At 48.3% G+C, this 21,203-nt stretch carries 15 protein-coding genes; 13 read left to right on the top strand and 2 right to left on the bottom strand.

Annotation, left to right across the window (positions count from 1 at the left end; all coding sequences use genetic code 11):
* Nucleotides 1-280 precede the first annotated feature (280 nt).
* The 8 genes from secDF to ACFQRK_RS04840 all read left to right on the top strand — a co-directional run bounded on the left by secDF (nt 281) and on the right by ACFQRK_RS04840 (nt 11,441).
* Nucleotides 281-3,289, top strand: a complete 3,009-nt coding sequence (gene secDF / locus ACFQRK_RS04875; RefSeq protein ID WP_379004223.1) for a protein translocase subunit SecDF — start codon at nt 281-283, stop codon at nt 3,287-3,289.
* A 163-nt stretch (nt 3,290-3,452) separates the two neighbouring features.
* Nucleotides 3,453-4,754: a dicarboxylate/amino acid:cation symporter gene (locus tag ACFQRK_RS04870; RefSeq protein WP_379004222.1), complete on the top strand. Its 1,302-nt coding sequence runs from the start codon at nt 3,453-3,455 to the stop codon at nt 4,752-4,754.
* Nucleotides 4,755-4,873: 119 nt separating this feature from the next.
* Nucleotides 4,874-5,329: a MarR family winged helix-turn-helix transcriptional regulator gene (locus ACFQRK_RS04865; protein WP_379004220.1), complete on the top strand. Its 456-nt coding sequence runs from the start codon at nt 4,874-4,876 to the stop codon at nt 5,327-5,329.
* On the top strand, nt 5,304-6,359 hold the full coding sequence (locus ACFQRK_RS04860) for an NAD(P)/FAD-dependent oxidoreductase (protein WP_379004218.1): 1,056 nt from the start codon (nt 5,304-5,306) through the stop codon (nt 6,357-6,359). The genes ACFQRK_RS04865 and ACFQRK_RS04860 overlap by 26 nt, the downstream gene beginning before the upstream one ends.
* 11 nt (nt 6,360-6,370) lie before the next feature.
* Nucleotides 6,371-6,697: a 2Fe-2S iron-sulfur cluster-binding protein gene (locus tag ACFQRK_RS04855; RefSeq protein WP_379004216.1), complete on the top strand. Its 327-nt coding sequence runs from the start codon at nt 6,371-6,373 to the stop codon at nt 6,695-6,697.
* A gap of 51 nt (nt 6,698-6,748) precedes the next feature.
* The gene (locus ACFQRK_RS04850; protein WP_379004214.1) at nt 6,749-8,050 is read left to right on the top strand and encodes an NAD(P)/FAD-dependent oxidoreductase; all 1,302 of its coding nucleotides are present in this window, start codon (nt 6,749-6,751) and stop codon (nt 8,048-8,050) included.
* Between the two features lie 51 nt (nt 8,051-8,101).
* Nucleotides 8,102-9,781 (top strand): helix-hairpin-helix domain-containing protein, encoded by a 1,680-nt coding sequence (locus ACFQRK_RS04845; RefSeq protein ID WP_379004212.1) that lies wholly within the window; start codon nt 8,102-8,104, stop codon nt 9,779-9,781.
* Nucleotides 9,782-9,785: 4 nt separating this feature from the next.
* A complete protein-coding gene (locus tag ACFQRK_RS04840; protein WP_379004210.1) occupies nt 9,786-11,441 on the top strand; it encodes a M1 family metallopeptidase in 1,656 nt (551 codons plus the stop codon).
* A 3-nt stretch (nt 11,442-11,444) separates the two neighbouring features.
* Here ACFQRK_RS04840 and ACFQRK_RS04835 read toward each other — a convergent pair whose 3' ends face one another.
* The gene (locus ACFQRK_RS04835; RefSeq protein ID WP_379004208.1) at nt 11,445-13,355 is read right to left on the bottom strand and encodes a DUF3857 domain-containing transglutaminase family protein; all 1,911 of its coding nucleotides are present in this window, start codon (nt 13,353-13,355) and stop codon (nt 11,445-11,447) included.
* Nucleotides 13,352-15,349: a transglutaminase domain-containing protein gene (locus ACFQRK_RS04830; RefSeq protein WP_379004206.1), complete on the bottom strand. Its 1,998-nt coding sequence runs from the start codon at nt 15,347-15,349 to the stop codon at nt 13,352-13,354. Before ACFQRK_RS04830 ends, ACFQRK_RS04835 begins: the two co-directional genes overlap by 4 nt.
* 89 nt (nt 15,350-15,438) lie before the next feature.
* Here ACFQRK_RS04830 and ACFQRK_RS04825 point away from each other — a divergent pair, with 89 nt between their 5' ends.
* From ACFQRK_RS04825 to rodA, 5 genes are all read left to right on the top strand, one after another.
* Nucleotides 15,439-16,461: a rod shape-determining protein gene (locus ACFQRK_RS04825; RefSeq protein ID WP_379004204.1), complete on the top strand. Its 1,023-nt coding sequence runs from the start codon at nt 15,439-15,441 to the stop codon at nt 16,459-16,461.
* Nucleotides 16,462-16,539: 78 nt separating this feature from the next.
* Nucleotides 16,540-17,373: a rod shape-determining protein MreC gene (gene mreC, locus ACFQRK_RS04820; protein ID WP_379004203.1), complete on the top strand. Its 834-nt coding sequence runs from the start codon at nt 16,540-16,542 to the stop codon at nt 17,371-17,373.
* Nucleotides 17,366-17,881 carry a rod shape-determining protein MreD gene (locus ACFQRK_RS04815; RefSeq protein WP_379004201.1) on the top strand — a complete coding sequence of 172 codons (516 nt, stop codon included), beginning with the start codon at nt 17,366-17,368 and terminating at the stop codon, nt 17,879-17,881. The genes mreC and ACFQRK_RS04815 overlap by 8 nt, the downstream gene beginning before the upstream one ends.
* A gap of 27 nt (nt 17,882-17,908) precedes the next feature.
* Nucleotides 17,909-19,861: a penicillin-binding protein 2 gene (gene mrdA, locus ACFQRK_RS04810; RefSeq protein WP_379004199.1), complete on the top strand. Its 1,953-nt coding sequence runs from the start codon at nt 17,909-17,911 to the stop codon at nt 19,859-19,861.
* Entirely contained in the window at nt 19,854-21,125 is a 1,272-nt protein-coding gene (rodA, locus tag ACFQRK_RS04805) for a rod shape-determining protein RodA (protein WP_379004197.1), read from the top strand. The genes mrdA and rodA overlap by 8 nt, the downstream gene beginning before the upstream one ends.
* Nucleotides 21,126-21,203 lie beyond the last annotated feature (78 nt).

Here is a 21,203-nt window from a genome sequence, read left to right as displayed (position 1 = left end):
CATCACGCTGCATATGCAGGTTATTATACCTCGTATTTGCAGCTGCTGCAGTTCGAAACGCCACGGATACGCAAGCAAATAGTTTGCCAAACTACTGCATCGTTCAGGTGTGCCCAGCGAACTGACTTCTTGTTACGACCGATAAAACGTGCCTGACAGCCGGATAGGCAGTGAAGAAACTGTAAAATACACTTTCATTATCTAAAAATTTTATACCTTTGCCGTCTTAACTAAATTTTGTAAGGAAATAGATAGATTAATACTAAGCTAACGTAAGAACATGCAAGGTAAAGGGCTGATTAAATTTTTGGTGATAGTGGTCACGATCGCGTGTCTCTATTCCCTATCGTTCACATTCGTCACCCGCAAGGTGGAACGGGATGCCGTGGCATATGCCAAAGGTGATTTTGCGAAAGAGAAGGCATATTTGGATTCCATGGCCGGAGAAGTGGTGTACAACTTGGGTATTGCCAAATACACCTACCGTGAAGCCAAAGGAAATGAAATCGCTTTGGGATTGGATTTGAAAGGCGGAATGAACGTAACGATGGAAGTATCGTTACAGGAATTAGTGCGTAATCTGGCAAATAATCCGAAGGATGAGAACTTCAATAAAGCATTGGAAAATGCCAATATCCGGAGCAAGAACAGCCAAAATGGATACGTAAGCCTCTTTGTTGAAGAGTTTAAAAAACTCAGCCCAAATGCAACGTTAGCTAGCTTTTTTGCCACAAAAGACAACAGTGCCTACGTAAATGCAAATAGTACGGACGGCCAAGTGGAAAGTTTTCTTCAACGGGAAGCCACCAATGCAATCGATAATTCGTTTAAGGTACTACGTACCCGGATCGATAAATTTGGTGTGACTTCGCCTAACATCCAATTGCAACAAGGGACCAATCGTATCCTTATTGAACTGCCGGGCGTTACGGACCAAGAACGTGTTCGGAAACTCCTGCAGGGTTCCGCAAGGTTGGAATTCTGGGAGACCTATCACAATGTTGAGATTTACCCGATGCTGGAAAATGTGAACAGCGCATTGGCCGCTACGTTGAAAGAAACGGAAAAAGCAGCCGGAACCGCCGCTGACACAACCAAGGCAGACAGCACGGAAGCGGGACTATTGGCAACCTTGGGAGCAAGCCAGGATTCTCTAAACGCATCAGATTCCTCGGCCAACCTGCTGGCGCTCCAAAATCCCCTATTCAATGTTTTGCGTCCGGCTACCGCAATGGGGCCTAATAATCAGCCGATGCTGGCATCTGGGCCGATTGTCGGATATGCCCAGCTCCGCGACACGGCCAAGGTTAATCGGTATCTGGAAAATCCGGTTGTCAAGCAGATCATTCCTACGAATGTGAAGTTGCTTTGGGGCGTGAAGCCGAATCCGCAGACGCCTGAGCAATTGGAGCTCTATGCGGTTAAGCCAAGTGGTGTAGAAGCCGGGCCTATTCTGGGCGGTAACGTGATCACCGATGCGAAAGACGACTTTGACCCGCAGTCCAATAGCCCGATGGTAACCATGTACATGAATAGCGAGGGTGCCCGGGAGTGGAGAAGGATTACGGCTACGGCTTCCGCCGATGCAAATAACAAGCAAGCGATCGCCATTGTACTCGATGGCGTGGTATACTCAGCGCCTACCGTACAGGGCGAAATTCCGAACGGAATTTCTCAAATTACCGGCAACTTTACCATTGAAGATACTAAAGACCTCGCTAACGTATTAAAGGCGGGTCGTCTGCCCACGACAGCCAAAATCGTGGAAGAAGCTGTAGTTGGACCGTCCTTAGGGCAAGCCGCTATTGATGCGGGAATTAACTCGTCGGTTATTGGATTGATCGTGGTGTTAATCTTCATGATTCTTTATTATAACCGTGCGGGATTGGTTGCGAACATTGCTGTCGTTTTTAACGTATTCTTTATCATGGGGGTGTTGGCATCGTTAAACGCGGTATTGACACTTCCTGGGATCGCGGGTATTGTGCTGACAATTGGAACGGCTGTAGATGCAAACGTGCTCATTTATGAACGGATTCGAGAAGAATTACGGGGTGGCAAGTCTATCCGGCAGGCGATTTCTGATGGGTATAAACATGCCATGTCGTCCATTTTGGATTCTCAGATCACTACATTTCTAACTGGTGCCATTCTCTTCTTTTTCGGAAGCGGCCCGATTCTCGGATTTGCAACAACCTTAATGATTGGTATCATCACGTCGTTGTTTACTTCGATATTTATTTCGCGGATTATCTTCGAATGGATGCTTACCAAGGGGTGGTCGATTACGGTTTCTCATCGTTGGAGCGAGCATACCTTACAAAATGCCAATTATGGATTTGTGCCAAACCGGAAAAAATTCTATATTGTTTCTGCAGCAGTTATTGTGATTGGACTGATTTCTATCTTTACTAAAGGTTTTAGTCTCGGAGTAGACTTCCAAGGCGGGCGAACCTACACCGTCCGGTTTGAACAACCTGTAAATCTGGAGGAAGTCCGGTCCAATCTTAACGAAGCGTTTGAAATGAACACCGAAGTGAAAACATTCGGTGGCGATAGTCAGGTGCGGGTTACAACGGCTTATCAAATCGAGGAAACCAGTGACGAAGCTGATCAAGCGGTATTGGACAAACTAAATAGTGGCCTGTCCAAGATTCAGGGCAATAACTACGAGATTGCGAGTTCGCAAAAAGTTGGTCCTACCATTGCAAATGATATGAAAACGCGAGCCATCTATGCAGGTATCGCATCGATTATCGTAATTGCGCTGTACATCTTGTTGCGTTTCCGTAGGTGGCAGTTTAGCGTGGCCGCGGCCATTACTACGGTTCACGACATCGTGATTATCCTCGCCCTGTTTTCGTTGTTAGACGGGATTGTTCCGTTCGCATTGGATATCGATCAGCATTTCGTTGCGGCCATCTTGACGGTCGTCGGATACTCGATCAATGACACGGTGGTTGTATTCGACCGCCTGCGTGAGTATCTGGGGCTGTCTAAATCTAAAAAGGATATTGGTGCAACGGTAAACGAAGCCATCAACAAAACGCTGAGCCGGACGGTGATTACTTCGCTAACGGTTATTTTTGTATTGGCCGTGCTTTTCGTGTTCGGTGGAGAAGTGATCAGAGGGTTTTCATTCGCTATCTTGGTTGGGATTATTGTGGCCACTTACTCCTCGATTTTCCTGGCAGCACCATTGATCGTGGATTTGGACAGCAGACAGCCCGCTGAGCCGGCAATAACAGATGCAAAAAGTAAGGCCGCATTGAAAACTGCTAAGGCCTAAGGCGTTTGGTGTACAGACTAAACATCAAAAGAGGTTGCAGAAAAAGAACTGCGACCTCTTTTTTTTTACTATTGCCGATTATAATCTTATTTTTGTGTCGCTGCTGCTCACAAAACTATTCGCTAGTCGTCTCAGCATTACCTAAAAAGCGTATTTTATCCGAATGAAGCTACACACAAAGATTTTTATAGGTATGATATTCGGCATCGTGGCCGGATTAATTGTAAAAAACCTCGGACTTTCACCCGAAACCTTGTCTACCGTTGTAAAATGGGTCGAACCGATCGGAAAGATCTTTATGAATCTGATCTTTATGATGGTCATTCCCCTTATCCTGTCGGCATTGATACTGGGCATCGCCGAAATTGGCGATGTGAAAAAATTGGGCCGTATGGGAATCAAACTGTTGATTTACACGATCATTGTAAGCTTTGTTGCCGTACTCATCGGGGTTACGATGGTTAACGTATTCAATCCCGGAAAACACATATCGGACGAAACCAGGGAATATTTGGTCAGTGAGTTTGGTGCTGAAGCCGCCAAAGCGGCGGTCCAGGCGCAGGCGATTGAAGCCGATGAACGGACAGTAGGTGATATTTTGGCGCAGATTATCCCGCGCAATCCGTTTGACGAAATGGCGAATGCATTTAACTCCAACCACACCGGAGGCGGCCTTTTGTCGGTTATGTTCTTTGCATTGATTTTTGGGGTGGCTATGGCTGCCGTGGGCGAGGAAAAAACCGCCACACTGAAAAGTTTCCTCGAAGGGCTATACGAAGTGGTGATTAAAGTGATCGGTTATGCGATGGCCCTCGCACCGTACGGGGTGGCCGCCTTGCTGTTTAATATGGTGCTCAACGTCGGTGCAGACTTTCTTATTTCCCTGCTTTGGTATGTGCTCATCGTACTCGGCGCATTGGCAATCCATCAGTTTGTGGTATACTCCATTGTTCTCAAATATTTCGCTAATCGCAACCCGATCCGTTTTATGAAGGATATGGGCGAGGTAACGCTTACCGCGTTCTCAACCAGCTCGAGCAACGCCACCCTGCCTACCGCCATACGCGTAAGTATTGAGAAGCTGAAAATTCCAAAGCCCATCGCGCATTTTGTACTAACCATTGGGAGTACGGGAAACCAGAACGGAACCGCATTGTTTGAGGGAATCACGGTGTTATTTTTGGCACAGGTATTCAATGTTGACCTCACGTGGGGGTCGCAAATCACGGTCGTACTGCTCTGCATACTGGCTGGAGTCGGTACCGCTGGCGTGCCCGGAGGATCCTTACCAGTCATTGTTACCATTTTGATTTCAATCGGAGTCCCGGGCGAGGCGATTGCGCTTATCTACGGCGTCGATCGCATTTTGGATATGTCTCGCACTACGCTCAATGTCAATGGAGACATCACAGCGGCGGCGTACATACAGCATGTCGAGGAAAAAGCGGGACGAGTTCACGAGTAACGACCTCACGAAAAGCAAGTTACTGGAAAAAAAACACTTTGTGAACCGGACGGTACAGGATCCGTTTGGTTTTGTCGCATTGATTTCATATATTTGTTGTGCTAATTATTATCGTGCTAATGGAACAATATAACGCGTATTCTTTTCTCCTAGATCGCACGGCCCGCCGCGTAAAACAGTATGCTCAATATCAATTCAATTGCCAACAGTTCGGTATTACCGTCGATCAATGGGCTATCTTAAAAAATCTCGGACAATACACAGACTTGTCCCAAAAGGAACTGGCCGATTACTGCGGAAAAGACCAACCTACGCTCACCCGTATTGTTGATATATTAGTCAGCAAAAATTTAGTGGAGCGCAGGGCTAATCCGACCGACAGACGTAGTTTCGTGGTTCATTTAACCAAAGCGGGCGTCCAAAAAATCGAAGCCCTGTCAGCTCAGGTAAGTGAGATTCGGATGCAAGCCTGGAAGAACCTTAACGAGGAGGACTTTCAGCACTTAAAACGGATATTAAATACAATATACAATAACCTGGAAATTGACAATGGAAACACAGAAATTTCAAGCTAACAATCCAGCGGCCTTGGCCGACGACCATATATCAACTGACATCTGTATCATTGGGGCCGGTCCCGTAGGCTTATTTGCCGTGTTTGAGGCTGGACTGCTTAAAATGCGATGTCATTTAATTGATGCACTGCCCCAAGTGGGCGGGCAGTTATCGGAAATCTATCCACATAAACCCATATACGACATTCCGGGTTATCCCGCAATCAGTGCGCAGGAGTTGGTGGATAACCTAATGGAACAGATCCAACCTTTCCAGCCGTCTTTCACGCTCGGCGAACGCGTGGAGACGCTGGACCGGCAGGCCGATGGTTCTTACTTGGTAGTTGGCAGCGAGAACACGGTTATCCATGCGCAGGTGATCGTTATCGCAGGTGGGCTCGGTTCATTTGAGCCCCGGAAACCTGAGATACCCGGACTGACAGACTTTGAGGGGCGCGGAGTAGCCTATATGGTTAAGAATCCCGAGCATTACCGGGATAAGCGCATTGTTATCGCGGGCGGAGGCGATTCGGCACTCGACTGGACGGTATTTCTCAGTGATGTCGCCCGCCAAGTAACCTTAATCCACCGGAGCGATAGCTTCCGTGGCGCTCCAGACTCGGCCGAAAAGGTTTTTGCCTTAGCGGCAAGCGGAAAAATACAGTTGCTCCTACAAAGTAATCTCAGCAGTGTCCGTGGCAACGGTGTACTAAGCCAGGTGGGTGTGACCGATAAACACAAGCAGGAACAGTTCATAGAGACCGATGCGCTCATCCCGCTGTTTGGATTAAGTCCGAAACTGGGCCCGATTGCTGACTGGGGACTGAGCATCGATAAGTCCGCGATCGCCGTGGATACGAAAGATTACTCGACCGGGGTCGAACGTATTTATGCCATTGGTGATATAAACACGTATCCCGGTAAGCTTAAACTCATCCTTTGCGGTTTCCATGAAGCCGCATTGATGGCACAAAGCGCCTTCAAATACGTGCATCCGGAACAGAAGTTGAGTTTTAAATACACTACCGTCAACGGCGTAAATGCTTTTTAACACCCTATAAAATGGACGAAATTATTCATATCACAGTAGAGGACCAACACGGTGGTATCCGTCAGCTGGAAATCCCCGGGGGCATTAACCTCAGTTTGATGGAAGTGTTGAAAGCTTCCGAGTATGATATCCTGGCTACCTGCGGGGGAATGGCGCTGTGCGCGACCTGCCATATCGAGGTGCTGGAAGGCAGGGAAAATCTCGATTCGCTCAGTGAAGCAGAGATGGATATGCTGGATACCCTTCCCGACGCCAGTGAGATGAGCCGGCTAGCCTGCCAGGTGCGGCTGACCCCGGCGCTGGACGGATTGAAAATCCGGGTATTTGGAAACAATTAAACCTGTTAACCGTTCGTACTAATAAATCGGGGGACGTTAATTATCTGAACAATGAATACAAAATATTCCAATCATAAATTTCCACGGGTGGTTATCATCGGTGGCGGTTTCGGCGGCATAGAAGTAGCAAAGGCACTTAAGAACAAGGAAGTTGAAGTCATGCTACTGGATCGTAACAACCACCATACCTTTCAACCGCTCTTGTACCAGGTCGCTACCGGTACATTGGATGCCCCTTCTATCGCCTTTCCGCTGCGTAAGATGTTTAGAAAGCAAGAAAATTTCACGTTCCGGATTGCCGATGTGTTGGGCATCGACGCAAAAAATAAAACCCTCGATACCGACATCGGCTCCATTTCATACGACTACTTGATCATTGCAACGGGTGCAACCACCAATTTCTTCGGGAATCAAGACATTGCTTATAATGCGATGCCCATGAAGAACGTCAAAGAAGCCGTCAACATCCGCAGCTTTCTCCTGCAGAATATCGAAGAGTCGCTCTTAAAGACCAATGCCGAAGAGCGCGCGGCTTTCCTTAATTTTGTGGTGGTGGGCGGAGGTCCTACTGGGGTCGAACTTTCGGGGGCCATTGCGGAAATCCGTAACCATATTCTCGCCAAAGACTACCCGGAACTGAAAAAAGAAGACATGAACGTGTACCTTGTGGAGGGACTTCCCAAAATACTGGCAAACCTGTCTCCCCAAGCTTCCGAAAAAGCAGAACTCTACCTGAATGAATTGGGCGTAAGGGTGTTGTTGAACGTGCAAGTAACCGGCTACGATGGAGATGTGATTACCTTTGCCGATGGCAACCGGATCAAAACCAAGACGGTGCTTTGGTCAGCCGGCGTAATGGGGCAGTTTCCCACCGGTATCAATCCGGATATCGTGGTACGTGGTAACCGCATACGGGTCGACGAGGAATGCCGTGTGGTAGGTATGCAGGACGTCTATGCGATCGGGGACGTTGCCGCCATGATCACCGATGAATTGCCCCGCGGCCATCCTGGAGTAGCTCCTGTTGCCCAACAGCAAGGTCGATTTCTGGCAAAAAACATCATCCGCATGTTGAACGGGCAGCCTACAGAAAAATTTAAGTATTTTGACAAAGGATCCATGGCTACCATCGGCCGCAACAAAGCCGTAGTCGATATCGGGAAAATCCGCTTTCAAGGGTTCTTTGCCTGGTGGGTATGGATGTTTGTACACCTGATGTCACTCGTCGGTTTCCGTAACCGGGTGGTCACATTTATCAACTGGACGATCAATTACCTAACCTTCAATGCGGGTATACGGCTGATCATCCATAAATACAGACGGCCGGAACGGATCCGCGAACACGCGGAATAGAACCGATCAAAAAACTTTGCGAACTTTGTATGAAACGCGTAATTTGCGGCAATGAACAACAAGACGATCGCAAAAACCATCCGGTTATACGCCCAATTGATGGAATTGCATGGGGAAAATGCGTTTCGGACCAAATCCATTGCAGCGGCAGCCTTCAAATTGGACAAATTGCCTTTTTTGGTTACGCCGGAATCAGTAGAGAAGCTCAACGAAGTACCAGGCATCGGAAAAAGCACCGCCGAAAAAATTTCGTCGTTGCTCTCTACCGGATCATTCCCAGAGTTGGACAGACTGCTAAGTGCTACGCCCGAAGGGGTACGCGAAATGCTGACCATCAAGGGCCTGGGGCCAAAGAAAATCCAGGTTATTTGGCGTGACCTGGGGATAGAAAACCTCGGAGAATTGTTTTATGCCTGCAACGAGAACCGTTTGATCGAAGCCAAAGGGTTTGGCCTGAAAACCCAAGAAGAAATCAAACGAGCCATTGAATTTTCCATGGCAAACCAAGGGTGGTTCCTGTATGCCAATGTCGATCAGCTTGCGGAAGAAGTAATCACCTCTTTAAGAAACTCGCTGCCTAACGATCGAAAAATTTCCTATACCGGTGATTTCCGCCGGAAATGTGAAGTCCTGGAATGCGTAGATATATTGGTTGAGGCTTCGCTCAATGAACTTACTACGGCCGTTATGAATATAGCGGGGTTATCCGTCCTGTCGCTGACCGACTCCCCGCCGCTGGAAGCGCAGACAGAAACGGGTATCCGCTTCCGCTTCCATCCTACTGATCCGGCATCATTTTACCGGCAGTTGGTCATTTCAACAGGGTCCGACGCACATTTACGTCAACTGGAAGACCGATTAACGGCTCCCCAGCTACCCGAATTTGATTCGGAAGAAGCGATTTATCAATCGATGGGGCTGGCATATGTTGAACCGGAACTACGCGAAGGCACCAACGAGCTCGTATTGGCCGAAGCCGGCCTCCTCCCTACCCTGATCAATTACGCGGATCTCCGGGGGGCTTTACATAATCACAGTACCTACAGCGACGGCGTCAATACACTGGAAGAAATGGCGCTTTATTGCCGGGACGAATTGCGCCTGGAATACCTTGGCATAAGCGACCACTCGAAAACGGCTGTCTATGCCAAAGGGCTGACGATTGAACGTGTACTGGAACAATGGGCCGAAATCGACGCACTCAATGCCCGACTGGCCCCCTTTCGCATTTTTAAAGGGATCGAGTCCGACATATTAAGTGATGGCTCTTTGGATTATCCTGAGGAAATCCTCGCTGGATTTGACTTTGTGGTGGCATCGATCCACGCAAACCTCAGAATGGATGTGAATAAGGCCACAGTACGGCTGCTCCGTGCCATTGAAAATCCCTACACCACCATCTTAGGCCATCCCACGGGACGTCTGTTGCTCAGCAGGTCCGGATATCCGATCGATTATGCACGTATCATTGACGCCTGTGCGGCTCACGGCGTTGCCATTGAGATCAATGCCAATCCGCTGCGACTCGATCTGGACTGGCGATGGCATCGATATGCCGTCGAAAAGGGTGTACTGCTGTCCATCAATCCCGATGCGCACCGCAACGCTGGATTCCATGACATGCAGTACGGCGTGCTGGTAGCCCGTAAAGGTGGCCTCGCTGCCGAAAATTGCCTTAATACATTCACATTAGGACGAATAAAGGAGTTTTTCAACGGTAAACACACATAGCGAAATGAAACGACTGTTGTTTTTATTCCTTTTTGTATCCGTGGCCATGGATGGACAGGGGCAGTTGCTGAAAGCCCGTGAAATTTTTAACCGTGCCGATTCATTACGCGGACAATTGACTCCGTTCCGTACATGTTACGACATCAATTACTACCATCTCGATGTACGCGTGGATCCCGACAAACGTTATATTAGTGGCTCCAACCGCTTCCAGTTTACAGCGTCAGAGGATTTTTCACGGTTACAATTTGATTTGTTTGATAACCTTTCCATCGAAAAGGTCGTGTACCACGAGCAAGAGCTCCCTTTTACGCGCGAATACCACGCCGTATTTGTTGACTTTCCTCAAACGATCCGTAAGGGGCTCCAAGATTCCTTTACCGTCTATTATTCGGGTCAACCGGTACAAGCCAAGCGGGCACCTTGGGATGGTGGCTTTGATTTCAAGAAAGATAGCCAAGGTAAACATTGGATCGCTACCGCCTGTCAGGGCTTAGGAGCCAGCGTATGGTGGCCGAACAAAGACCACCTATCGGACGAAGTGGACAGCATGTTGATCAGCATCAGTGTGCCAACGGGCCTCACCAATGTATCCAACGGACGGTTCAGGGGTAGCGAAGACCTGGGCGACGGCTATACGCGTTTCAATTGGTTTGTCAGCAATCCCATCAATAATTATAACGTAGCCATAAACATCGGTGACTACATCCATTTTGCCGATACACTTCACGGTGAAAACGGCGTGCTTGACCTCGATTATTGGGTGCTCCGTGAAAACGAGGCCAAGGCCAAGTCTCATTTCGACGCTAATGTTAAACCAACACTTCGCGCATTTGAACATTGGTTTGGACCGTATCCGTTCTACGCGGATGGCTACAAACTGGTGGAAACGGCCCATCTCGGCATGGAACACCAAAGCGCCATTGCTTACGGCAACAAATACCAAAATGGTTACCTTGGCAGGGATGGCTCCGGCACCGGATGGGGCAATAAGTGGGATTTCATTATCATCCACGAAACAGGTCACGAATGGTTCGGAAATAACATTACGGCGGCCGACCTTGCCGACATGTGGATACACGAGAGTTTTACCAACTATTCCGAAGCACTTTACATCGATTATCACTATGGAAAGAAGGCCGGTCGGGAATATATACACGGCAATCGCGGCGGCATCCAGAACCTCACGCCACTCGTGGGCGTTTACGGGGTAAATCACGAGGGCTCAGTCGATATGTATAACAAGGGAGGGGTGCTGCATCACATGGTGCGTACCGTCATCAACGACGATGAAAAATGGCGACAAATTTTACGTGGATTGAATAGACAGTTTTATCACAAGACGGTAAACTATAAAGACATTGTCGATTATATGAGCAAACAATCTGGGCGGAATTTGGCCCCGATATTTGCCCAGTATGTGCGTCATCCCAACATTCCAACGCTGGAGTTTTATTTTAATTCCGACGGAAAGGCATTCTGCCGATGGATTGCTGACGAAATCGACTTTGATATGCCGGTACGCATACGCGTTAAAGGTGGTGAATATCGCTTTATTCATCCAAAACGGCATTTTACACCCATTGATATGCCCGGGCTGACACGTAGCAGCCTGGAGGTCGATACGTTCAACTTTTACATCGGTGTCCTCGTCGAGTAACGCTTACCTCGTGGCTAATAATGCCTTACGGTTATCCAGTTTATATATCCGGTTGACGAACTCGCTGAATTCAGCGTATTGGTCCGCCGGAAAAGTACCTTCGCGGAGAAGGAATTTCCGATGATAGATAAGCTGATTTCCCTTTTGTTCAATCGTAGCCTGATAATGGCCGAAAGGACTATCAATGGTTTCTTCCCAGCTTCCAGAAGTCAATGTGCAGCCGTCGGGCAAAGCAAAAACAAGGTGGTCTTCGTCGAGATACCCCCGATTGATATAGACGGGAAGCGTCCGGTTCTTCAACATCGGGATCGTACCCCGGCGATTGAATACATTGGGAATGAGGAATACCTGCTCCTTGTTGGGGGGCGCATAACCGGTTAAGGTAACGTCGAAGGTTTCCAGCAGGATCGGCGTATCGGATTCCTCTTTCTGGTAAACGATGTTGTGGAAGCTGATGTGATCAATGTCATAAGTGTCCTTCAACCGCTTCATCTGTTCAGGGCCGCTGCTTTGGGCAATTTCGAGGTGATTGTCATACTGGCCAGCAATGAATTCCGTTGACACGGTCCCGGTGAGCGTACCATCATCCTTCAGTACCAATGTGGCTTCCCGCCGCTGGAGATTTGCCTCCTCTGCATAACGCGGCGTCCGTAGGAGTTTGCCGCCGTTAGGCGTGCAGGCAAATACCGTTCTGTCATCGGTAAATGAGCCCAGAAAGCCAAACGGTGTGCGTTGGCTGGTGCATTCCAGCCAGGTGGTATCGTTTTCGAAGGGCAAGCAGAGGATGATATGGTTTCCCTGTTCCATACCCGCGAAGTCTGGCTGTATATCACGTTTGGCGCTGCCCGCCTGTACTACGCAATAGTATGAAGGGATTCCCACTACATTCAAAAGTGCCTGCATATAATTGACCAGTCCCTTACAGTCACCATATCCAAGCCGGTCCACATCGCTTGCGGTGGTGGGTTTGAAACCGCCGATGCCAATCTGGACACTGACATATCTGGTTTTTCGCTGGAGGTACGCATACAGTGTTCGGGCTTTTTCGCGGTCGGAGGTCTTGTCACTTACCAATTGCTTAACTTCCCGGATGGTGTTTTCGGGAAGAGTCAATCCATCGGCCAAAAGGGCGTTGTAAACCCATCCACCCAGCTCTGTCCAATCGGAATATTGCCCCCGGTGCTTGTAATAAACGAAATCGACCGGAGCAACCCGCACGGAGGTGCAGTAAGTATCCGGATCCGGACTATAGGGTTCCTGCCGCCGTGCCGCCAGGTTGGACACCTCCCAGGTCAGGACTTTCCGGCCATCTATATCGTCTCTAACAGGTTCACCCGCATAGTTCATGGCCTTGATACGTACCTTGTCGGCTGTCCCGCATACAAACGTATACCGACTGTGCTGAATCGCAACATCCGGATAAGCGTCCGGCCGCCAAGCCGGAATAATCAGGTTTTGCTTCAACTCCAGTTCATATTCGTATTCAACGGTATACGGATAGTGGGTTACTGCGGGAAGAAAATACTTTACCCGATTGTCTTCATACAACGAAAAGCTGCTCACTGCGCTTTCATCCGTGAAATCACGGTGTGTGAATTTACCTGTCTGGAATCCATCTGCGTCGAACACCCGCCCCGCTATACGCTTGATCTCCGTACTCTTGTCATAATAGATAACCAGCCGGGCCTTGTCTTCACCCCCTTTATTAAATACCGTGATTGCTTGTTTTACCTGATAGTACACTTTAGTTTGCGCTTGCATGTCTACGTTAATGGTTTCATTCCGTACCACCGCATCTGCCCGGGCTTTGAGCACAGCAGGTATGTTCGCGATCGCGTAGTCGGATTGCACTTGACTCCCATAGGCGGCGATCGCTATCGCGATCATCGCAATACTACTTCCCAATATCTTCATCTATCGGTTACTTCGGTTATTTTATTGAATACAACATCGATTTTCTCCTGCCGGATGATCCTGCCGAAAAGTTCCTTTAACGCAAAATAACTCTCAGGCGGATAGGTAGTGTGGTTAAGTGTTAGCAGTTGCGAAAACGAGAATGTATTGCCAGCCAGTAGCGTTTGCGTAACGTACCGGCCGCCGTTATCTTCCAGGGTTAGGTTGCAATCCTCGGGTTTCGATCTCAACACGTAGCCGTCCGGCAATTTAATCGTCATTACCACGCGATCCTCACGTGCGGCTCCTAAATCTACGGGATAGGTACGTTCCTCGAGATTGAACGGATTTTTGCCGATCCGATTGAGAAAAAATGGATTGAAGAAAACGGTTTCAGCGGCTAAGCTATCATACAATTTCATCTCTACCTCGTAGCGCTCCGTCAACGGCACCTCTAAGTCCTCCTTTCCGTCGATTTCGCAAGCAATCATATGGAAGCCGGGAAGCTGTTCGTTCCTGTGTTCCATGTATTCCTCCACCGTATTGTAGTCCGCGAGCTCCCGCCGTTTGCGATGCGCGGCGTAACCGAGGCTTTGGGACATCAACTGTCCCTTGAGTGTCCCGTCCGGGAGCAATTCTGCCATCAGCGTATACCGGATCGTCGATTTTTGCGAAGAGGTAGGTTCGATCCAATACGAAGGTTTCTTAAGGTTGATCACGCGGGCCTTTCCGTTGATGCAATGCAGCGGAAGGAGGCCGAACGGCAGCAGCGGGTCTGTGGCGTCCAGCAGGTAATAATTGTCCCCAATATTTACCTTGGCAACAACGTAATTGAAATTGCTTAAAACCGGATGCACGTCGTTAACCAGACCGTTATCGCGTGTCGACAGGATAACCGCCTCGGCATCCAGTCCGGCCGCGCTCAGTCCGGCAATCAGCGCGAGGTTAATGTCTCCGGTATTTCCGGACCGATGTTCAAGGGCGTCCTTGACCCCATTTTCACTGTATTTCCCTAGATAACGGTTCCATTTGATGTTCTGTTGGATGTAGTGGTAGAGCGCCTTGGCTTTGCCAAGATCATCCGTCGTGCCTTCCAAAATCTGCGGTAACATCGATTTGAACACTTGGTCGCGTTTCATCTGGCCGCCGAATCTTGCATCGGTGGCTAACTCATGATCCACATTCCGCCATTCCTTTGTGATTTTCAGGTTAGCCCCGTTGAGCCGATATATATCAGATAGTTCAAAATAAATAGCTGACTTAAAGTTGCTTGCAGCGGTCATATAATCTTCTGCAACAAAGGCTGGGATGCGTCGCATTCCGTACGTCATGTGCGAACAGTCGATATCCCGGCCCGCAATCCGGAAAGCTCCCCGGTTCAGCTTGGCATCCTGCGTAGTCAGCGGATAAGGACCCCGCAACGTGACGTTGTAGGTATACACGGCCGGTATGATCGCTTCAAACAGGCTATTGATTTTCGGAATATCATCCTGAAGGTGCCACGTCTTAAAATTGAAAATATGCGGAGATATCAGTCTGTAACTGTATTCGATGATGCTTCCGTCTTGAAGATCCGGAAAGGTGAATTTTGTAAGCGTAAGGTATTTACTCATATTTTCCTTGTATATACGGTCTTTCTCCAACGGGATGGAAACCACACGTCCATCTACAATATTGATGGTTACGGCCTTGATTTCCAATAAAGCATCTGTCCGCTCGCCGCTTTCATCCCTGTAGGCTGGCAACTCGATATCGGCGTACCGGTAACCGTCCCGGTTAAAGAGTTTGATACGCACGTGGTAATCTACGATCAACTCGGTGTACCCCCTTGTATCGTTGTACACCATAAAGGCTTTGCCGTATTCATTCAATACCGCAGCATTGGAGAAGCTGTCTAGGTCATTTTTGGCAAGCTTGATCTCTTCCGGCGTTATTGAACCGAATGCAAAATCCTGGCCTACCAAATACCAGGGAAGTAAAATGAAAAAGATGAAGGTTACGAAGGTTTTTAACATGTCAGGAATAAATCAATTGTTACTGGTTAAAGTTATCAGTTTTTTTGGTAGGTTTGCACCTAATTTAAAAATCTTATCATTTTTGCCGGATGGGCTTATTTAACTGGTTTACACAAGAAGTTGCTATTGATTTAGGTACCGCCAACACACTCATTATTCATAATGACAAGGTGGTCGTGGATGAACCTTCCATTGTTGCGTTTGACCGTACGACTAACAAAGTTATTGCAATCGGGAGACAGGCCATGCAAATGGAAGGCAAGACCCACGACAACATCCGTACGGTACGGCCATTGAAAGACGGGGTAATTGCTGACTTTAATGCTGCAGAACACATGATCCGGGGCATGATTAAGATGGTGAACAATGGTAAGGGGTGGTTTTTCCCTTCCCTGCGTATGGTGATCTGTATTCCTTCCGGCATTACCGAGGTGGAAAAGCGGGCGGTACGTGATTCGGCGGAGATCGCCGGAGCCAAGGAAGTATACTTGGTGCATGAGCCAATGGCTGCAGCCGTAGGCATCGGTATTGATGTGGAAGAACCCATGGGCAACATGGTCATTGACATCGGCGGTGGCACTACTGAAATTGCGGTCATTGCCCTATCGGGAATTGTCTGTGACCAGTCTATTCGGGTAGCCGGAGATAACTTCGATTCGGATATCGTTCAGTATATCCGTCGGCAGCATAACATTATGATTGGCGACCGTACGGCAGAGAAAATCAAGATCGAAGTCGGATCGGCCTTGCCGGAATTGCAGGACCCTCCCGCCGACTTCGCGGTACAGGGGCGGGATCTTATGACGGGGGTGCCTAAGCAAATAACGGTTTCTTATACGGAAATTGCACATTGTCTGGATAAATCCATTTCTAAAATCGAAGAAGCAATTCTGAAAGCGCTAGAAATCACGCCTCCTGAACTGTCGGCCGACATTTACCAGACCGGCATCTACCTGACGGGCGGTGGAGCGTTGTTGCGAGGTTTGGATAAACGCGTTCAGGCCAAGACAAAATTACCTGTTCATGTTGCCGAAGATCCATTGCGCGCCGTAGTGCGTGGTACCGGTATCGCGTTGAAAAACATTGGCACGTTCAAGTTTTTGATGCAGTAATCAGGGCCGCAAACGGTTAGCTACAGGCCCACGTCGTTAGCTCTGGCTATTTGTCACGGCTTAAAATAGATTCATAGCATGAAGAACCTTTGGCTAATTCTAACTAAATACAACGCGTTTTTTTTCTTTGTCGTGTTTTTTGGATTTGCCTACTACCTGGTTGTTCAAAATAATACATTTCAACGGGCGTCAGCAGTAAACTCTTCCAACCAATTGGTTGGCGGTGCCTACGCAAAAATCAATGGTTGGAAAAGCTACCTCCACCTCAGTGAAGACAATGCCTTGTTGGCGGAGGAAAACGCGAAGCTCAAAGAGGAATTGCAACGACAGATGGCTCCCGATAGTCTCGCTCAGGGAACGGTGGTGGATTCGGCTCAAAATGTACAATACCATTACATCGTAGCGAAGGTGACCAACAATAGCATCCACCAGAAAAACAACTACATTACCTTAGACAAAGGGCGTATACACGGAATCAAGAAAGGCATGGGCGTAATTTCGGCCGGTGGCATCGTAGGCATTGTGCTCAACGTGTCCGATCATTTTTCTACGGTGCAATCGCTGTTACACAGCGAAACTCGTGTCAGTGCCGCGTTGGAAGACAGCAAAGCCTTCGGGTCGTTAACTTGGGGCGACAGCTATGACGCCAGAATCGGGATGTTGAAAGATATTCCCAACCATGTAAAAGTCCGCAAAGGCGAAGCGGTCTTCACGTCGGGATTCTCTCTTTTTCCTCCGGGTATTCCCATCGGCAAGGTAATCGAAACCGGCATATCGGGTGGAGATAGTTTCTTAGCCATTAAAGTTGAGCTAAGTACCCCTTTTCATAACCTCCAGCATGTCTACGTGGTTGATGACCTGTTAGCCGACGAACGAACCGAGCTGGAATCCCAAAACGAGAACAATGGCTAAGGTTTTTGTATATAACGCAGTCCGTTTCGTTATTTTGGTTATTTTGCAAGTATTCTTATTTAAGAATATCGGCTATTACAATTTAGCCACCCCTTTTCCCTACATCCTGTTTATCCTGCTTCTCCCCGTAGGAATTCCTAATTTTCTATTGTATTGTCTCGCATTTGTCACGGGCATCACCGTTGATGCATTTTATGATACGTTGGGCGTCAATGCCGCGGCATGTGTTGCCTTGGCTTGGGCGCGGATCAATCTCGTCCGGATCTCGCTGCAAACAGACCATTATGAAAGCTATCTGACGCCGCTTTGGGGCAATGTTCCCTTCCGGTGGTATTTCCTGTACGTGTCTGTACTCACCCTTTTTCACCACGCCGTCTTATTCATGATGGAAACCTTTTCTTTCCATCAATTCCATTACACAATCGTCCGTATCTTATTAAGTTGTATATTTACGGTCATTATCATCTTGTTGTTCAGCTTGCTGTTTTATCGAAAAAAACAGCGCTAGTACTACCATGAAGTCTACTGCGGGTAAATGAATAGTTTTTTTGAACGGAAGTACGTTATTCAGGGCATTTTCATAGCAGTGGCAATTATCATTGCCGCCCGGTTGTTTTACCTCCAGCTGATTGACGAGTCGTACCTGCTTTCGGCCAATAATAACGTCTTGAGAAAGATGGTTATCTATCCGGCCCGGGGCGTCATACTTGACCGCGACGGAAAAGTGCTCGTCCAGAATGAACCGGTTTATGACTTGTTGGTGACTCCGCGGGAGGTACATGATATTGACACGGCATTGTTGTGTGAATTGGTTGGCATAGACAAAGAAGGTTTTATTCGCCGGATGGCTACCGCACGCAGCTATTCTCCCTATAAAGCCTCTCAGTTTGAAAAGCAGATTCCTGCCACTGCCTATGCCAAGTTACAGGAACATTTGTATAAATTCAGGGGATTTTATGTGCAGAATCGGACGGTTCGTAGCTACCCGGATAGCATCGCTGCTCAATTTCTGGGTTACATTCAAGAAGTCAATGACCGCGATATTGAGCGGTCAAAAGGCTTCTATCGACCGGGCGATTACATTGGAGCCAGTGGGGTCGAAAGTGCATACGAAGACCTCTTACGGGGTCAGCGGGGAATAAAAAATGTGATGGTTGATGCGTTCAACCGGCCACAGGGCGTTTTTGCCGACGGAAAGTACGATACCTTAGCTGTGGCGGGCGATGGATTGGTATCGTCGTTGGATAAAGATTTGCAGATCCTTGCCGAAAAATTAATGCGTAACAAAATCGGCAGCGTGGTAGCTATCGAACCGGCCACGGGTGAAATACTCACGTTTGTTAGCAGTCCCAGCTACGATCCAAATATGATGGTAGGGCGTGAACGAGGCAATAATTACATGAAGCTTCTCCACGACCCCTATAAACCCATGTTTATCCGTCCTATACAAGCGCAATATCCGCCGGGCTCTGTATTCAAGGTCGTTAGTGCGCTAACCGCTCAGCAAGCCGGCTTAATTGACCAACATACCATATTCAACTGTCCGGGTGGGTATCGGTACGGAGGCGGCCGAGCGATTATGCGCTGTACACACGTAGATGGCCCAATTCCTTTGATCACTGCCATCCAGCGTTCATGTAATACCTATTTCGGTTACACATATGCCCGGATGATCGATCACCGTGGCATGCCGACGGGCGAAGCGTATACGCTGTGGCGGGAAGCGTCGATGAAGTTTGGCATCGGCCACACATTGGGAATCGACTTACCCGGCGAAAAGAGTGGGCTTTTACCCACAGCCGACTTCTACACCGAACGATATGGAAATGCGAAATGGGGATCCGGCTACAATATTTCCCTGTCCATCGGACAGGGAGAAATGGGTATAACGCCGTTGCAAATGGCCAATATCATGGCTATCGTGGCTAACCGGGGGTTCTATTACCGCCCACATCTTATTAAGGGAATCGGCGAAAAAAAAATTATTAAACCTGAATTTACCGAGAAAATCTCTGCCGGTGTGGATGAAAAATACTACGAGCCCGTAATCGAAGGGTTAAGTCGTGCGGTGAATGTCCCCGGAGGTACGGGATACTCGGTACGAATTACGGACATTGAGATGTGTGGGAAAACCGGGACAGCGCAAAATCCGCACGGCGCTGATCATGCGGTGTTTTTCGCGTTCGCACCGCGAGAAAATCCGAAAATAGCAATTGCGGTGGTCGTGGAAAACGCCGGATACGGAGGGACATGGGCGGGCCCTATTGCCAGTATGTTGATTGAACAGTATTTGAAGGATACCATCACGCTTCCCAAATACATCCAGGATCGCATTTATAACGCTGATTTATTGCCGAAGCCCAAGACGGAAAAACCAAAGGAAACGGTTCGGGCAGCTCCCCAGCGGGATCCGATGCCGTTAAAGGATCCCGACGAAGACGTTCAATTTATTCACCACAGTTTATTAGCAAACAACCGATATGAGTAACCACCCCAAGCATCGATTATTTGGAGGTGACGTCGACTGGTTCACCGTGTTACTGTGGTTTGCGTTATGCATCATCGGCTGGTTCAACATCCATGCTGCGGTATTCGATCCAGAATATCCGAGCTTGTTCAATCTGAACACCAATTACGGCAAGCAATCCATCTATATTTTTTCAGCAATTATCCTTGCGGTCACCATCTTGATTGTGGACGCGAAATTTTACAGCTCGGTCTCTCCTATTCTGTATGCGATCACGATTCTGTTGCTCATTACCGTACTGATTGTTGGCCGCAACGTCGGTGGCAACCAGGCATGGATACCGATCGGCTCATTCAGGCTACAGCCTTCGGAGTTTGCGAAGCTGGCGACTTGCCTGCTTCTGGCTCGGTACCTCAGTGCGCAAAGTACCAAAAGCCCTACCCTGAAAAGCCTCTTTTTTGGCGCAATTATCATCCTTTTGCCGGTCTTTTTAGTATTGCTGCAACCCGACACGGGATCCGCGCTGGCTTTTTTCGCGCTGATATTCGTCTTTTACCGTGAGGGTTACATCTCAGGCGCATGGATGCTATTCGGCGCACTGTGTATTTTACTCTTCGTACTTGCATTGGCCTTCAATCCATGGATTGTCGTGTTGATCTTGGCGGCAATCTGCGGACTTGGCATCTATTACCTCCGGAAGAAAACCAAGATCATAATCAATCTTATTGTCTTGTTTGTGCTATCCGCCCTCTACATTTTCAGCGTTGAATTTGTGTATGAGAATGTCCTCCAATCCCACCAGCGAAATCGCATTGATGTGATATTGGGAAAAATAGACGATCCCCGCGGAGAGGGATACAATCTCAACCAGTCCATGATCGCCATCGGCTCCGGACAGTTCTGGGGGAAAGGTTACTTGCAGGGTACCCAAACCAAATACAACTTCGTTCCGGAGCAAAGCACCGATTTTATCTTCTGCACAGTTGGCGAGGAATGGGGATTTGTTGGTTGTATGGTCGTAATAGGCATTTACCTAACACTCTTATTGCGTATAATCAACATCGCCGAGCGACAACGTACCGCGTTTGCGCGTATCTACGCCTATGGGGTCGCCTGCATTCTGTTTTTTCACTTCGCCATCAACATCGGAATGACCATCGGCATCGTGCCGATCATCGGGATCCCACTGCCCTTCATCAGTTACGGCGGATCGTCCTTATGGAGTTTCACGATCCTTCTGTTTATCATGATTAAATTTGACGCGAATCGGAAAGGAATTGTTTAGTTACCAAATGCGCGGCCCTGCAAGGGTCGCAGGGCACTACGCAAATGGCTGCACACATGAATGACGACAAATTTAATA

This window comes from Parapedobacter sp. GCM10030251 (assembly GCF_042666505.1).
Taxonomy (GTDB): Bacteria; Bacteroidota; Bacteroidia; order Sphingobacteriales; family Sphingobacteriaceae; genus Parapedobacter.
The sequence above is the reverse complement of the archived record's forward strand: the minus strand, read 5'-3'. Positions and strand labels throughout refer to the sequence as shown.

Bases quoted from the DNA above. Each gene is read 5' to 3' on its own strand.
- secDF (WP_379004223.1), top strand. From the start codon at position 281: ATGCAAGGTAAAGGGCTGATTAAATTTTTGGTGATAGTGGTCACGATC.
- ACFQRK_RS04870 (WP_379004222.1), top strand. From the start codon at position 3,453: ATGAAGCTACACACAAAGATTTTTATAGGTATGATATTCGGCATCGTG.
- ACFQRK_RS04865 (WP_379004220.1), top strand. From the start codon at position 4,874: ATGGAACAATATAACGCGTATTCTTTTCTCCTAGATCGCACGGCCCGC.
- ACFQRK_RS04860 (WP_379004218.1), top strand. From the start codon at position 5,304: ATGGAAACACAGAAATTTCAAGCTAACAATCCAGCGGCCTTGGCCGAC.
- ACFQRK_RS04855 (WP_379004216.1), top strand. From the start codon at position 6,371: ATGGACGAAATTATTCATATCACAGTAGAGGACCAACACGGTGGTATC.
- ACFQRK_RS04850 (WP_379004214.1), top strand. From the start codon at position 6,749: ATGAATACAAAATATTCCAATCATAAATTTCCACGGGTGGTTATCATC.
- ACFQRK_RS04845 (WP_379004212.1), top strand. From the start codon at position 8,102: ATGAACAACAAGACGATCGCAAAAACCATCCGGTTATACGCCCAATTG.
- ACFQRK_RS04840 (WP_379004210.1), top strand. From the start codon at position 9,786: ATGAAACGACTGTTGTTTTTATTCCTTTTTGTATCCGTGGCCATGGAT.
- ACFQRK_RS04835 (WP_379004208.1), bottom strand. From the start codon at position 13,355: ATGAAGATATTGGGAAGTAGTATTGCGATGATCGCGATAGCGATCGCC.
- ACFQRK_RS04830 (WP_379004206.1), bottom strand. From the start codon at position 15,349: ATGTTAAAAACCTTCGTAACCTTCATCTTTTTCATTTTACTTCCCTGG.
- ACFQRK_RS04825 (WP_379004204.1), top strand. From the start codon at position 15,439: ATGGGCTTATTTAACTGGTTTACACAAGAAGTTGCTATTGATTTAGGT.
- mreC (WP_379004203.1), top strand. From the start codon at position 16,540: ATGAAGAACCTTTGGCTAATTCTAACTAAATACAACGCGTTTTTTTTC.
- ACFQRK_RS04815 (WP_379004201.1), top strand. From the start codon at position 17,366: ATGGCTAAGGTTTTTGTATATAACGCAGTCCGTTTCGTTATTTTGGTT.
- mrdA (WP_379004199.1), top strand. From the start codon at position 17,909: ATGAATAGTTTTTTTGAACGGAAGTACGTTATTCAGGGCATTTTCATA.
- rodA (WP_379004197.1), top strand. From the start codon at position 19,854: ATGAGTAACCACCCCAAGCATCGATTATTTGGAGGTGACGTCGACTGG.